The sequence below is a fragment of the Streptomyces sp. NPDC031100 genome (assembly GCF_055570785.1).
Genome location: NZ_JBVIGN010000003.1, coordinates 189,940 through 204,292, shown reverse-complemented (window position 1 = coordinate 204,292; position 14,353 = coordinate 189,940). Strand labels below are relative to the sequence as shown.

Annotated in this window: 12 protein-coding genes; 9 read left to right on the top strand and 3 right to left on the bottom strand. The window is 70.0% G+C overall.

Annotation, left to right across the window (positions count from 1 at the left end; genetic code table 11):
* Nucleotides 1–3: 3 nt before the first annotated feature.
* Together ACZ5DS_RS08720 and ACZ5DS_RS08715 are read left to right on the top strand one after the other, a co-directional pair.
* Nucleotides 4–300, top strand: coding sequence for a hypothetical protein (locus ACZ5DS_RS08720; RefSeq protein WP_468235286.1), 297 nt, complete (start codon nucleotides 4–6; stop codon nucleotides 298–300).
* Nucleotides 301–350: 50 nt separating this feature from the next.
* Nucleotides 351–566, top strand: a complete 216-nt coding sequence (locus ACZ5DS_RS08715; protein ID WP_468235284.1) for a hypothetical protein — start codon at nucleotides 351–353, stop codon at nucleotides 564–566.
* 76 nt (nucleotides 567–642) lie between these two features.
* Here ACZ5DS_RS08715 and ACZ5DS_RS08710 read toward each other — a convergent pair whose 3' ends face one another.
* On the bottom strand, nucleotides 643–1,137 hold the full coding sequence (locus tag ACZ5DS_RS08710; protein WP_468235283.1) for a PaaI family thioesterase: 495 nt from the start codon (nucleotides 1,135–1,137) through the stop codon (nucleotides 643–645).
* Between the two features lie 91 nt (nucleotides 1,138–1,228).
* Here ACZ5DS_RS08710 and ACZ5DS_RS08705 point away from each other — a divergent pair, with 91 nt between their 5' ends.
* Complete coding sequence (locus ACZ5DS_RS08705; protein ID WP_468235281.1) at nucleotides 1,229–1,696, top strand: winged helix-turn-helix transcriptional regulator; 468 nt, start codon at nucleotides 1,229–1,231, stop codon at nucleotides 1,694–1,696.
* 67 nt (nucleotides 1,697–1,763) lie between these two features.
* Here the strand turns inward: ACZ5DS_RS08705 and lpdA are convergent, their stop codons facing one another.
* Together lpdA and ACZ5DS_RS08695 are read right to left on the bottom strand one after the other, a co-directional pair.
* Nucleotides 1,764–3,167 (bottom strand): dihydrolipoyl dehydrogenase, encoded by a 1,404-nt coding sequence (gene lpdA / locus ACZ5DS_RS08700; protein ID WP_468235279.1) that lies wholly within the window; start codon nucleotides 3,165–3,167, stop codon nucleotides 1,764–1,766.
* Between the two features lie 60 nt (nucleotides 3,168–3,227).
* On the bottom strand, nucleotides 3,228–3,926 hold the full coding sequence (locus ACZ5DS_RS08695) for an SDR family oxidoreductase (protein WP_468235278.1): 699 nt from the start codon (nucleotides 3,924–3,926) through the stop codon (nucleotides 3,228–3,230).
* A gap of 569 nt (nucleotides 3,927–4,495) precedes the next feature.
* On the opposite strand from ACZ5DS_RS08695, the gene ACZ5DS_RS08690 reads away from it, so the two are divergent.
* The 6 genes from ACZ5DS_RS08690 to ACZ5DS_RS08665 all read left to right on the top strand — a co-directional run bounded on the left by ACZ5DS_RS08690 (nucleotide 4,496) and on the right by ACZ5DS_RS08665 (nucleotide 14,353).
* Nucleotides 4,496–6,565, top strand: coding sequence for a SpoIIE family protein phosphatase (locus tag ACZ5DS_RS08690; protein ID WP_468235276.1), 2,070 nt, complete (start codon nucleotides 4,496–4,498; stop codon nucleotides 6,563–6,565).
* 759 nt (nucleotides 6,566–7,324) lie between these two features.
* Nucleotides 7,325–8,803, top strand: coding sequence for a sugar transferase (locus ACZ5DS_RS08685; RefSeq protein ID WP_468235275.1), 1,479 nt, complete (start codon nucleotides 7,325–7,327; stop codon nucleotides 8,801–8,803).
* Nucleotides 8,804–8,882: 79 nt separating this feature from the next.
* A complete protein-coding gene (locus tag ACZ5DS_RS08680; RefSeq protein ID WP_468235273.1) occupies nucleotides 8,883–10,199 on the top strand; it encodes a nucleotide sugar dehydrogenase in 1,317 nt (438 codons plus the stop codon).
* Entirely contained in the window at nucleotides 10,189–11,469 is a 1,281-nt protein-coding gene (locus ACZ5DS_RS08675; RefSeq protein WP_468235271.1) for a glycosyltransferase family 4 protein, read from the top strand. Before ACZ5DS_RS08680 ends, ACZ5DS_RS08675 begins: the two co-directional genes overlap by 11 nt.
* Nucleotides 11,466–12,836, top strand: coding sequence for a Wzz/FepE/Etk N-terminal domain-containing protein (locus ACZ5DS_RS08670; RefSeq protein WP_468235269.1), 1,371 nt, complete (start codon nucleotides 11,466–11,468; stop codon nucleotides 12,834–12,836). The genes ACZ5DS_RS08675 and ACZ5DS_RS08670 overlap by 4 nt, the downstream gene beginning before the upstream one ends.
* The gene (locus tag ACZ5DS_RS08665) at nucleotides 12,833–14,353 is read left to right on the top strand and encodes a Wzz/FepE/Etk N-terminal domain-containing protein (RefSeq protein WP_468235267.1); all 1,521 of its coding nucleotides are present in this window, start codon (nucleotides 12,833–12,835) and stop codon (nucleotides 14,351–14,353) included. Before ACZ5DS_RS08670 ends, ACZ5DS_RS08665 begins: the two co-directional genes overlap by 4 nt.

Sequence of the window (14,353 nt, the reverse complement as noted above, 5' to 3'; positions counted from 1 at the left end):
GTGATGGAGGAGCACTTCGTCTGGGTGACGACGCGCCGGATCCGGGCGGGCGCCCTGGAGGACTTCGAGAAGGCATGGCGGCCGGCCCCCTACCCGGAGGGTCTGCGCCGTGCCTTCGCGTACTGGTCCGAGGACGGCGAGGAGATCACCGGAGTGTCCTTCTGGGACTCCAGGGAGGCGTGTGACTCCTGGCGGGCCTCCGAGTCCGAGGCGCAACGGCGGGCCGGCATGGCCCCGTACGTCGTAGAAGAGCGCGAAGGCTTCTACCGCGGCCGTGAACTCGCCATCCCGCAGCGGTAGCCCTGGGCGAACGCGTGTGTGAGCTGCTCCGCAAGGGGCATCCACTAGCTATGGAAGGCGCGCCTGTGATTGTGCAGCCGCCGGGCCCTGACGGTGGCCGGCGGGTCACGGTCCGCGGTGAGCACGTCGGCACTGCGTATCACCTGCTCGATCTCATCGAGTTTCTGCGCCGAGCGGGTCTGCCCGAGACCGATACGACGATCGACGACCCAGACCTGATCGAGTGGCGCGGCGGTGGGCCGGAGGCTTGGACGGTAACCAAGTGACCTGGGGCGTAGCAGTCGCGTGTCGTGATCACCACAGCGGCAGGTCGGAGAGGTGGCGGCTCGCGGTTGCCGTTGCCTAGCTCCGAGAGACGGGGAAGAGCATGCAGCTGCTGGTGGCATGGGCGAGCAGGCGGTCCTCGGAATCGAGCAGCTCGGCCTGCGCCAGGGCGGTGCGGCGGCCGTGGTTGAGGACGGTGCCGACGGCACGGACCTTGCCGCTGTCGACGGTGATCGGGCGCAGGAACTTCACATTCAGGTCGAGCGAGGTGTATCCCATGCCCGCCGGAAGAACGGACTGCACGGCACAGCCCGCGGCGGAGTCGAGGAGGGTGGCGTAGACGCCGCCATGGACGCTGCCGATGGGGTTGTAGTGCTCCTCTCCCGGTTCCAGGGCGAAGACGGCGCGGCCGAACTCGACTTGTTCCAGGGTGAATCCGAGGGTCGCGGCGATGGGCGCGGCAGGCAGACGTCCGCTCAGCACACTCCGCAGGAAGTCGAGACCGTTCTCCTGGCCGACAGCGGCAGCAGAGATGCTCGGATCCTGCCACTCGAACGTGCGTGACCTCGTCATCGGCCTCTTCCTCCCCTGACTGGCTTCAGTATCCGAAGCTAGCCAGCAGGACCTCTGGCTGTCAATGTCGAAGCCAGCCTACGATGGCTGCATGACCTGGCTGGAGACCAGCACCGAGAACTGCACGGTGCAGCGCACCCTCGACCTGATCGGCGAGAAGTGGTCGCTGCTGGTGCTGCGCGACGCCATGAACGGCGTGCACCGTTTCGATGACTTCCGCCGGCACGTGGGACTGTCCGAGGCGGTGCTGGCGGACCGGCTGCGCAAACTGGTCGCCGCCGGGATCCTGGAAACCGTCCCGTACCGCGAGCAGGGCCACCGCACTCGCCACGAGTACCGGCTCACCCGCAAGGGCTGGGATCTGTGGCCCGTGATGATCGCCCTCAAACAGTGGGGCGACCGCTACACCGCGGACCCGGAGGGGCCGCCCTTGGAGGTACGTCACCGTGACTGCGGCGAACAGGTGGAAGCCGTCGTCGTCTGCACGGCCGATCACGAGCCTCTCGACCCGCGACAGGCTTACACGCGTCCTGGTGCCTCGGCACACGCTTTGACCTGACGGGGTCGGGCAGGGGCCGGGCCTGTTTCAACGGTTTTGCCTTGTGGACGTACCTGCGGAGACGTCCTCAGAGATTGATCATGTGTCCCGCAAGTCCGTGCAGGGCGTCCTGCACCGACTCGCTGAGCGTCGGATGCGCGTGGACATTCCTGATGAGCTCGTTGACCGTCAGGTCCCACTTCTGCGCCAGGGTCAACTCCGGCAGCAGCTCGGTGACGTCGGGACCGATCAGGTGGGCGCCGAGCAGTTCGCCGTCACGGCCGTCACCGACCAGCTTCACGAACCCGGCGGTGTCGCCGAAGCCGTGTGCCTTGGCGTTGGCCGTGAAGGGGAACTTCGCCACCCGGACGTCGAAGCCCTGGGCGCGTGCCTCGGTTTCGGTCCAGCCGAAGCTGGCGATCTGGGGCCGGCAGAACGTGGCGCGCGGGATCATGCGATAGTCCAGCTCCATGGTTTCCGCGCCGGCGATGCTCTCGGCGGCCACGATGCCCATCGCCTCGGCGGTGTGGGCCAGCATCAGCTTCGCCGTGACGTCGCCGATCGCGTAGATGTGCGACTTGCTGGTCCGGCAGTGCCCGTCGACGTCGATGGCTCCGCGGTCGGTGAGCCGTACACCGGTGCTGGACAGCCCATAGCCACCCGTCCGTGGCTGGAAACCCGTGGCCTGCAGCACCTTCTCGGCCTCCAGGACCTGCTGTCGGCCCCCCTGCTCGACCATCACGCGGACCCTGTCCTCGGCCTCCTCGATGGACTGCACGCGCGCGGAGGTCAGCACGCGGATGCCCTGTCGCTTGAAGCGTCTGGCGAGCTCGGCCGAGACCTCCTCGTCCTCCAGCGGCGCGATACGGTCGAGGAACTCGACCAGCGTGACCTCCACGCCGTAGGAGCGGAGCAGGTAGGCGAACTCGACCCCGATGGCGCCGGCGCCGGCGATGATCAGGCTGGCCGGAAGGCTGTCGGCGAGGATCTGCTCCTCGTAGGTGACCACGCGCCTGCCCGGCACCGTTCCGGGCAGCAGCTTCACGATCGCACCGGTCGCGATGATGCAGGAGCGGAAGGAGAGCGTCGCCTCGCTGTCGCTCATCCGCACCTGCAGCGTGTGCGGATCGAGGAAGGTGCCCTTGCCCTCGAACTGGGTGATCTTGTTCTTGCGCATGAGGTAGGTGACGCCCTTCGAGCGTCCCTCGGCCACCACCCGGCTCCGCTCGTGGGCGGCCCGGTAGTCCAGGGTGACGTCTCCGCTGATCTTCACCCCGAACTTCTCCGCGTCGTGCAGGAACAACTGCGCGACCTCGGCGTTGCGCAGCAGAGCTTTCGCGGGGATGCAGCCGATGTTCAGGCAGACACCGCCCCAGAACCGGCCCTCCACGACGGCCGTGCGCAGTCCCAGCTGCGCGCAGCGGATGGCGGCCACGTATCCGCCGGGGCCGGCTCCCAGAACCACGACGTCGAAGTCACTGTCCGTGCTCATCCCTCCACCTCACGGTTGCTCTCGGATGCAGTCGGCCTCCGCGATCCGGCGCGCGCATCGTCAGGGGGTGGGATAGAGCAGCTCCAACGGGCCCGACAACGCAGCGCGCACCCGGCGGGCCGTCTCGTCGACGAGAACCTCCGGCTCGTCGTGGCTGATCGCGTCCATGGTCTTCGCGGCCACGTCCGCAGCCTCCACCTTGGGAGCGTCGATCGTCACGGTCGCATCGGTGTCGACGAAGCCCACATGCACGCCGACGACCAGCGTGCCCTGCTCCCGCAGCCCCATGCGCAGTGCATTGGTCAGCGACCACTGGGCGGCCTTCGAGGCCGCGTAACCGGGGAACCGGTTGTTGGCTCGCCACGAGGCCACCGACAGCATGTTCACCAGGGCTCCGCCACCGTTCGCGGCGAGGACGGGTGCGAAGGCCCGCGAGACGGCCCAGGTGCCCAGATAGTTCACCTCCAGCTCCTTCCGGGCCCCCTCCAAAGACCCCTCCAGGAGGCCAGGACCGGCCTGGATACCGGCGTTGTTGATCACGATGGTCACGTCGGACGCCGTCGCAGCGGCGGCCGCGATCTGGTCGGGGTCGGTGACGTCGAGGCGCAGGGGTTCCGCGCCGGGCTCACCGAAGTCCTCGGGGCGGCGGACACCCGCGTACACCTTGGCGGCACCCCGGGCCAGCAGAGCGCGCGTGAACGCCAGTCCGATTCCCCGGTTCGCGCCGGTCACCAGCGCGACCGATCCCTTGATCTCCATGCTCCGACACCTCATTCCAAGGCTTTCACCCCTGCACAGCCTGGACAGTCAGGGCAGCGAGACGTAGCTGCAGAGGCGCCCCGAACCCCGTTCATGATCTCGCGCGCACCGCACCGCCGCATCACGGGACCCGCCCAGACTGCTCGACCGTCCGGACATCCGACGGAGGTTCAAGCTCGACGCTCCGGAGGGGCCGACGCCGACCGTTCACTGACCGAGCAGAGGACCCCAGCAGCCGGTGGTCGCACCATGGGCCCGTCCGGGGAGTGGCCGCTACCAGGGGCCTCTCGGGGGAGAACTCGGACATCCAACGGACGACTGCCGATGACGCTGGGCAGTTCGGGGCGGACCGGATAGATGCCAATCCGAGTCGGCGAGCGGGCCCCGGCCTGGCCACTCGAGGTATCGCCGCGCTGCCTCTGCGCACCCGCTCGATCACCCGCGGCCGGCCGGTGTGTCAGCAGTCGGTCCAGGTGTGTGCCGCCTCGATCTGGGACGACCATGGATGAAGGCAGTACGCCCGCCGGTACGGCACGAGCCAAGGCGCCGAGCGGGAAGGGAAATGAGACATGGGCACGACGGATTCCCCCCGAGCAGGCGACGGCCGGTCAGCGGCGGGTCCGGCCACGCCGCCAACTGGCCTGCTGGATCTGCTCGGCGTCGCCGCAGTGGTGCTGAATGCGACGGGCCAGGTGGTCTTCTGGAGCCCGAAGGCCGAGGAACTGTTCGGCTACACCGCAGCAGAAGCGCTGGGTCAGTACGCGGCTCCGCTGACGGTCCACGAGGAGCACCGCGACGAGGTGATCAAGCAGTTCGCCGAGGTCATGGAATCCGGCGTCGACTGGGCCGGGGCCTACCCGATCCGGCACAAGGACGGCAGCACCCGCCTGGTGGAGTTCCGCAACATGCGGCTGCTGGACGCCCTCGGGGACACCTATGTCCTGGGCCTTGCCGCGGACCAGGCGGCTGTGGAGCGGGTCGAGCGAGATGCCGCCCTGGCCATGTGTCTGGTGTCCCAGTCCCCGGTCGGGCTGGCCATTCTGGACCCGGACCTGCGGTATCTGGCCGTGAACCCCGCTCTCGAACGCATCACCGGTCAGTCCGCCACCGAGCGTCTCGGCCGGCCGGTCGGCGAGGTCCTGACCTTCCTGGACACGGACCCCGAGGCACGTCTGCGCCGTGTCCTGGAGACGGGTGAGTCGGTCGTGGACCGGGACATCGTCTGTCGTCCGCCCGTCGACCCGGACCACGAGCACGCCTGGTCCGTCTCGTACTACCGGCTGGAGGACTCCGGTGGGCGGGTGCTGGGCCTCGCCTACTCCGTCATCGACGTCACTGAACGTCATCGCGCCAATGCGGAGGCGGCCCAGGCCCGGCAACGGCTGGCACTGATCGCCAAGGCTTCCGCCTGCGTGGGTACCACTCTCGATCTGGAGACGACAGCGCGCGAGCTTGCCGACGTCGTCGTACCGGTCCTGGCCGATGTGGCCGCCGTGGACGTACTCGACAGCGCACTTGACGGCCGGATCGCGACACACGAGGGCCCGGCCTTCTTCCGTGCCCTCGCCGTCAGCGCCACCGACTCCACCGAAGCGGTCCGCGCGGCCGACCCACTAGGGGGACTCGCCTCGTACGGCAGCGACCGCCTGATCACCCAGTGCGTGCGCACCCGTCAACCAGTGCTGGTGCCCCACACCACCCCGGCGGATCTGGAGCGCATCGCCCGACATCGCGAGGCCGCCGCTCTTCTCTCGGCGGCCGGGGTGCACTCCTACCTGGCCGTACCCCTCCTGGCCCGGGGTGAAGTTCTCGGCGTTCTCGACCTCAAACGCACCCGAAATCCCGCACCATTCGATGACGACGACACGTTCCTCGCTGGTGAGTTGGCCGCCCGAGCCGCGGTCTGCATCGACAACGCCCGCGGATACCAGGCCCAGCGCCATGCGGCCCTCACCCTCCAGCGCAGCCTGCTGCCCGAGCCCCCATCCCACCTGTCCGGCTTGGAGGTTGCCTGCCGCTATCAGCCCGCCGGCGCCACGAGCGAGATCGGCGGCGACTGGTACGACGCCATACCTCTCCAGGGCAACAGGACCGCCTTGGTGGTAGGGGACGTCATGGGCAGCGGCATCAATGCCGCCGCCACCATGGGGCAACTCCGCAGCGCTGCCCGGGCCTTCGCCGAGCTCGGCCTCGCCCCCGCCGAGGCGCTTCGTCACCTCGACCACCTGACCGAGGGTGTCGAGCAGACCATCACCACCTGCATCTACTGTGTCTACGACCCTCATCAGGATCAGTGCGAGATCTGCCTCGCCGGCCACCTGCCCCCGGCCCTGATGCGTCTCGGCCACGCGGCACAGCTGCTCGACCTGCCCACCGGCGCACCGCTGGGCGTCGGCGGGGTCCCCTTCGAGGCCACCACCATTGCCTTCCGCCCCGGCGATGTGCTGGCCCTCTACACCGATGGCCTGGTCGAAACCCGAAGCGAACCCATCGACGCTCGCCTGGACACCCTCCTCGACGCCCTCACCGCGACACGTGGCCACGATCTGGAAGACACCTGCGACCGCATCCTGGGAGTTCTGCGCACACCCGGTGGTGAGGACGACGTCGCGCTGCTCATCGCCCGATCCCGGTCCTGAGCGAGGAACCCTGGCCGGGCCGGCCCCGGCGGCGGTTCCTCAGTTCGGGGACGGCCTGGTGTGCAGTGTTCGGCGATCTGATCGGCCGGTTGCGGCACCACTGCACCGGGGCGGCCGATCCGCCTGGGCACCCGCAATCGGGCCAAAGAACTGTGGAAGTGGTCCCGGACAGGCCCTGTGCTCGGCCCAGCCGGCAGACCCGGAGAACTCCCGTCATCACAGGTCACACGGCACGCATTCGTCGCCGAGGCACCCGCAGGCGGTCACTGATCCGTGGACCCGGCTTCAAATCGTGGGCACAAATTCCACACATCCCTCTCTCCAGACAGCCCCCGATGGTCTAGATTGACCGTGCTTCACATGCTGGGACACCAGGCGACAAATGATGATCTATGGGTCTGGTGCTACGGACAGCCAGCAGCTGCGTCTCCGGCGCCAGACGTGGGGGTGATCAATTCCTGGAGCCCGCGAGGGGGCTTCGGGTGCGGGGAGCACCCGAGGTTTCGACGGGTTCCCGCGCACCTCGGAAGTCTGGCAGGACATGCGAGTCCGCTGCGGCCGGGGCGGGTTGTTCACGTAGCGCTGAAGTAGCCGGGATGTCATGCGCGGGAGGGCGGGAGCCTCCCGCGGGGAGGAACAGCGCGGCGCGGGGGGCGGGGGGCCTCCCGAGGGGAGGAAGCATGCGGGGGGCGGGGGCCTCCCGAGGGGAGGAACAGTGTTAGGCGAACACGTCGAACCACTGGGAACCAGGGGGGTTCTGTGCGGCAGGGGGGATTAGTCGGCCCTTTTCCGTCGGAGCGCGGGCGTCTGGCGAATGGGGCAATCAGCCAGCCCGCGAACGACTGGGAGCAGCGGTACCGCCGTACCGTGATCATCAGCGATACCGCGGCCACCGCCTTGGTGGTGGCGGCGATCGGCAACTTCTTCGGGGCCCGGGACGCGGCCAACTGGCACGAGAAATGGGGAATTCTCGCATTCGGCACCGAGCTGCTGGTGCTGGGGGCGCTTGCGGTGAGCCGGTCGTGGGCTCCGGCCGTGCTGGGCCAGGGCGCCGAGGAATTCCGCCGGCTCGGACGCTCACTGTTCACGGCGACCGTCGTCCTGGCGCTCGGCGGGATCGCCCTGACCTCGCGCAACATCAAGCTCTGGATATTCGTCGCGATCCCCGCGATCGCGCTCGTCACCATGACCGCGCGGTATCTGCTGCGCCTGTGGCTGCACAAGCAGCGGAACGAAGGGCAGTGCCTTAGACCGGTGCTCGCTGCCGGGAGCCCGGACACCGTACGCGACCTGATCACCCGGACCCGCAAGTTCCCGCACATCGGCTGGCGGGTGGAGGCGGTGTGCACGACGGACGGTCGCGGGCTCGACGGTGACCACCTGGACGGAGTGCCGGTCGTCGGTCGACTGGGGGACGTCGCCAAGCACGTCCGCCACGACGGCTACCGTGTCGTCGCGGTCACACCGGACCCGCACTGGTCACCGGACCGGCTGCAGCGGCTGGCCTGGAACCTCGAAGGCAGCGACGCCGAGATGGTCGTGGCCCCCGTGCTGATGGAGGTGGCCGGCCCGCGGCTGCACGTCGACGCGGTGCTCGGGATCCCGCTGCTGCGGGTCAGCATGCCGACCTTCACCGGGGGCCGCCGGGCGATCAAGGGGGTCGTCGACCGGGTGGGCGCGGCGGTCCTGCTGGTGCTGTTCGCGCCGCTGATGGTGCTCGTCGGGCTGCTCGTGCTGGTGGACAGTCGGGGCGGGGCGTTCTACCGCCAGCGCAGGGTCGGCAAGGACGGCCGCGAGTTCACCATTCTCAAGTTCCGCACCATGGCCGCCGGGGCCCACGGGGCACGTGCGGAGCTGGCCGACCGCAACGAGGGCGCAGGCCTGCTGTTCAAGCTCCGCCGGGATCCGCGGGTGACCCGGGTGGGAGCAGTGCTGCGCCGGTACTCGCTCGACGAGCTCCCGCAGCTCTTCAACGTGCTCACCGGATCGATGTCCCTCGTCGGACCGCGGCCTCCGTTACCGGAGGAGTGCGCCGCGTACGACCCGGACATCCGGCGGCGGCTGCTGGTCAAGCCCGGGCTCACCGGGCTGTGGCAGATCAGCGGACGCAGCGACCTGCCGTGGGAGGAGGCGGTCCGCCTCGACCTGCGGTACGTGGAGGACTGGTCGCTCGCCCTGGACACAGTGATCTTGTGGAAGACGCTGCGTGCGGTGCTCCAGGGGCAGGGGGCCTACTGATGCGCGGGGGGTGGCGTCGTCGTACAGCCGACGCGCGGACCGCAGGCCGCAAGGGCCTGCCTGGGGGGAGGAACGGGTCATGAGAGTCAGCGTTTTCGGGCTCGGCTACGTGGGCTGTGTGTCGGCCGCGTGCCTGGCCAGCATGGGGCACGAGGTCATCGGGGTGGACGTGAACCAGGTGAAGGTCGACCTGGTCAACGGCGGCAAGGCCCCGGTGGTCGAGGAGCGGATCGGCGAGCTCATCGCCGAGGTCGTGCGGACCGGAGCGTTGCGCGCCACCGGCGACGTCCGTGAGGCGATCATGGGCAGCGAGGTGTCGCTGGTCTGCGTGGGCACGCCGTCGGAGCCCAACGGCAGCCTGTGCACCACGTACTTGGAGCGGGTCACCGAGGAGATCGGCGCAGCGCTGGCCGAGCGGGGTGGGCGGCACACCGTCGTGTTCCGCAGCACCATGCTCCCGGGCACCTGCCTGAACCTGCTGGTGCCGATCCTGGAGAAGAACGTCGGCGGCACGGCCGGGGTGGACATCGGGGTCGCGGTCAACCCGGAGTTCCTGCGCGAGGGCACGAGCGTGCGGGACTTCTTCGACCCGCCCAAGACCGTCATCGGCGAGCTCGACCCGGCAAGCGGCAATGCGGTGATGGAGCTGTACGACGGCTTGCCCGGCGAGGTGTTCCGGGTGCCGGTCCCGACCGCCGAGGCGATCAAGTACGCGGACAACGCGTTCCACGGCCTCAAGATCGGCTTCGCGAACGAGCTGGGCGCGGTGTGCCAGGCGCTCGGGGTGGACTCGCACCAGGTGATGGACGTGTTCCTGGCCGACCGCAAGCTGAACATCAGCCCCGCCTACCTGCGGCCCGGCTTCGCCTTCGGCGGCTCCTGCCTGCCCAAGGACCTGCGCAGCCTGGTCCACGCGGCACAGCGGGCCGACGTCTCGGTGCCCATCCTCTCCCACGTGCTGGCCTCCAACTCCGACCATCTGCAGCGCGCGGTGGACCTGGTCGAGCGCACCGGCAAGCGCCGGGTGGGCCTGTTCGGGCTGTCCTTCAAACCCGGCACCGACGACCTCCGCGAGAGCCCGCTCGTCGAGCTGGCGGAGAGGCTCTTCGGCAAGGGCTACGACCTCAAGATCTACGACGCCAATGTGAGCCTCTCCCGGCTGCTCGGCGCGAACCGCGAGTACATCGAGAGCCGGCTGCCGCACCTTGCGCAGCTGCTCGCGGACTCCGTCGACGAGGTGCTCGAACACGCCGAGGCGTGCCTGGTCGGGACCCGGGATCCGGCCGTGCTGTCGGCGCTGCCCCATGGAGACAGCCCGGTGATCGTCGACCTCATCCGCCTTCCCGACGCCGAGGCGCGCCGGACCGAACCGGGGTACATAGGCCTTGCTTGGTAACACATCGCTCGGTGACACAACCGGCGGCGACGGGCCCAACCGGCGCGCGCTGATCCTGGTGGAGAACCTGTCGGTGCCGTTCGACCGGCGGGTGTGGCAGGAGTGCACGACGCTGCGCGACGCGGGCTGGGAGGTGAACGTCATCTGTCCCCGGGGGGAGAAGCGGGACAGGGAGCCGGAGGCGGTGATCGACGGGGTGCGGATTCACCGCTACCCGTTGCGCGCGGCGACCGGAGGTCCGGCCGGCTACCTGCGGGAGTACGGATCGGCGTTGTGGCACACGGTCCGGCTGGCCCGCAAGGTCGGCCCGGTCGACGTGGTCCACGCCTGCAACCCGCCCGACCTGCTGTTCCTGCCGGCACTGTGGCTGAAGCGGCACGGCGCACGGTTCGTCTTCGACCAGCACGACCTGGTACCCGAGCTGTACCTCTCCCGGTTCGACCGCGGCGAAGACCTGCTCTACCGCGCCGTGTGCGCGCTGGAACGGCGGACCTACCGGGCCGCGGACGTCGTGCTCGCCACGAACGAGAGCTACCGGGACGTCGCGCTGCGCCGTGGCGGCCTGCGGCCGGAGGACGTGTTCGTGGTGCGCAGCGCGCCCGCGATCGAGCGGTTCCAACCGGTACCGCCCGAGCCGGAGTTGAAGCGCGGCAAGCCTCATCTGCTGTGCTACCTCGGTGTCATGGGCCCTCAGGACGGCGTCGACTACGCCTTGCGGGCCCTTGCGAAGCTGCGCGACGAGCTCGGGCGGACCGACTGGCATGCCGTGTTCGTGGGCGCCGGCGACGCCTTCGACGCGATGGTGGAGCTGTCCCGGCGGCTCGGTCTCTCCGAGCAGGTGCAGTTCACCGGGCGCATTCCGGACGCCGACCTGGTGCGCTACCTGTCCACCGCGGACGTGTGCCTTTCCCCCGACCCGCGCAATCCGCTCAACGACGTGTCGACCATGAACAAGGTCCTGGAGTACATGGCGATGGGGCGGCCGATCGTCTCGTTCGACCTGAAGGAGGCGCGCGTCTCCGCCGGTGACGCGGCCGTCTACGCGTCCGCCGACGACGAGGCCGAGTTCGCGGGGCTCATCGCGCTGCTGCTGGACGATCCGGAACAGCGGGCCCGGATGGGCAAGATCGGCCAGGAGCGGATCAGCGGGCCGCTCTCCTGGCGGAACTCGCAAGCCTCGCTGCTCGCCGCCTACGCCGCTGCCTGCCGGGACCAAGCTCCGGTGTCGGCAGGTGGGCCGGTCCGTACGGGGAAGAGGCCGCGCCATTGAGTGATGACACGATCCGCCTGGCCACGATCGGACGGATTCTCCGTCGGCGGTGGCGGCTTCTCGCCGCCCTCGCCGTGGTGGGCGCGCTCGTCGGCTACGGCACCTCGGTGCTGCTGTTTCCGCCGCGGTACACGGCGTCGGCATCGGTACTGCTGCCGGGGCAGTGGGAGGAGCGCGAACTGCTCACCCAGGTGGACATCGCGACCAGTTCGGCGGTGGTCGACCGCGCGGCCGCCACGCTCGGCTGGAAGGGCGTCAGCGGCGCCGAGCTGCGGGATCAACTGAGCGCCAAGGCCGCCGACGGGAACATCATCAACATCTCGGGTACGGCCGACACCCCGGAGCGCGCGCAGCGGCTCTCCGACCAGGTGGCCCAGCAATTCGTCACCTTCGCCGCGCGGATCGCTGGCGGCAGTACCGACCCCGAAACGGCTACGGGGACCGAGGCGCTGCGGAAGAAGGTGGCGGAGACCAACCGCCGCATCACCGACCTGGCCAATGCGGCCGATCCGGGGCAGACCGTGGAGAGCGTGCAGGCCCGCACCGAGCTCGAGAAGCTGCGCACCGCGCTGCAGGAGGCCATGAAGAAGCTGGACGAGGCCGCCCCGGCGACCAACAAGGCCAGCATGGTCGTCATGGGGCCGGCACCCCGGCCGACCGGCGCGGCAGCGCCGACGAGGATGCAGCTCATCGTCGCCGGGGCGCTGCTGTTCTTCCTGCTCGCGGTCGTCGGCCATCTCGCCGCCGCCCGGGTGAGTCGCCGACTGCGCACCGAACCGGAGATCGCCGCGGCGCTGGGCTCGGCGCTCCTCGGCACCGTCGACGTGCCGGATGAACAGCGCGCGCACCGGACGGAAAGCCGTGACTCACGGGCTTGGATCCGCCGCCTTCTCGGCGTCGACACCCGGTGGGACATACCGACCCCGCAGAGGTCCGGCGACGAGGCCGACAGGCGGATCCGCTACCGGCGGGTGTGCGCTCGCCTCCGGGACCAACTGCCCGCTCCCCGGCGGCTGCTGGTTGTCGTACCGGACCGCGACGAGATCGCCCGCCGGGCCGCCGGGCAGCTCGTCGCCGAGGCCGAGAGTGATCTGCTGCTGCGCGTGGTGGGAGTTTCGGTGTCCCAGCCGCTGGTGCCGGACCGCGACACCGAGTCCGGTGCCCTGGTGGTGCTCAGCGCGGGCAGCTGGACCGCAGGGGAGCTCGCCGGCATCGCCGAGGCGTGTGCGGACGCGGGGCACGAGGTCGTCGGCATCGTCGTCGCCGGCACGGTCCGGGCCCGTCCGACGCGGTCTGCCGACCACCCTCCGGACAAGGCCACTCTGGCGCTCGCGGTTCGCGGCCACGCGACGGGAGGTTCGGTGTGACGACGAGCACGACATCGGAGTCGTCGGCCGCCGCTCCGCTGCTGGATCTGCAGGCGCTGGTCGTGGCGGTGCGCAGGCGCCGCCGCCTCTGGTGCTCCTTGGCGCTGCTGGGGCTGCTGGTCGGCGGGGCGGTGGCGGTCCTGCTGCCGCCGCCACCGACCGCGGTGACCAAGGTGCTGGTCACGCACAAGGAGGACCAGCCGAACGACACCGGAACGTTGATCCGCACCGACGTCGCCCTGCTGCACACCACGCGGATCGCCGACAAGGCCCTGCAGTCCCTCAAGTCCCCGGAAAACCCGGAAGACTTCATGCGGGACTACCGCGGTACCGGCTTGACCAACAACCTGCTGCAGATCGAGGTGACAGGTGACAGCGACGCGGAAGCGGTGGCCCGGGCCAAGGCGCTGGCCGACGCGTTCGTCGCGGACCATGTGAGGCGGATGCAGGAGACCGCGAAGGCCGAGGCCAAGGCCCTGCTCGACCAGCGTGACCGCATGCGGAAGGAACTCGCCGAGGTCAACAAGGTGATCGGAGACGGACCGCCGGAGAGCGGCCCGAAGGCGTCGGCGAGCACGGAGTCGCTCTTCGCCCGCCGGGCCGAGCTCACTTCGCGGATCGCCGACTTCGACCAGCGCGCCGAAGAGGCGCGCGTCGGCACGCCCCAGATCATCGCCGGCACGCAGATCGTGGACGCCCCGCGCGCGATGCGGCACTCCCTGCCCAGGGCCGCTGTCACCAACGCCGGGATCGGGCTCGTCCTCGGGCTCGTCCTCGGGCTCGCGCTGGCCGCGGTCGGCACGGTGGTGGCGGACCGCCCCGTGCTGCGCCGGGACATCGCGGCGAACCTGGGCGCCTCGGTCATCGCGGAGCTGCCCCGCCGGTCGGGCAGGCTGTGGCAGCGCCGACGGACCCGGACGGCACGCGAACGGCTCACCGCGACCCTGGCCCGCACCGTGCGCGGCTCCGCGGAACCGGTGTCGCTGCTGGAACTGGGCTGTGCGCGCAGCACGAGCGTGATCGCCCTGAACGTCGCCAGGGCACTGGCGGCGGACGGGCCAGTGGTCATCATCGATGGTCTGCCCGGCCCGCAGCTCGCACGCCGACGCCCGAAGCCAGGAGACCCCACCGTGGTCAGCGGCGAGCGTGCCGCGGCCGTGTCGCCCGAGGAGCGCAGGATCGGCGTCGGCTCGGTGGCGCCCGGCACGGCGTGGACCGACCTGCAGTACCTCGGCACCCAGACCGTGCTCGTCGTGCGTGCCGGGCACGGCAGCGCCGCATGGCTGCACACCGTGGCGCGGCAGCTCGCGGACCAGCGCATTCCGGCGATCGGTGTGGTGCTGATCGACCCCGATCCGCGTGACCGGACCGACGGCACGCTGTGGGACGGGCTGCACATCGCGCTGCGGGGCCATAGCGAGCGGCTGGCCCGGCAGAAGGGGACGGGCCGGCGGCGGACGGAGCGGCTGCCGATGTGGGCCGCACGGGTCCCGGACAGCGACCAGGAGGCGCAGTAG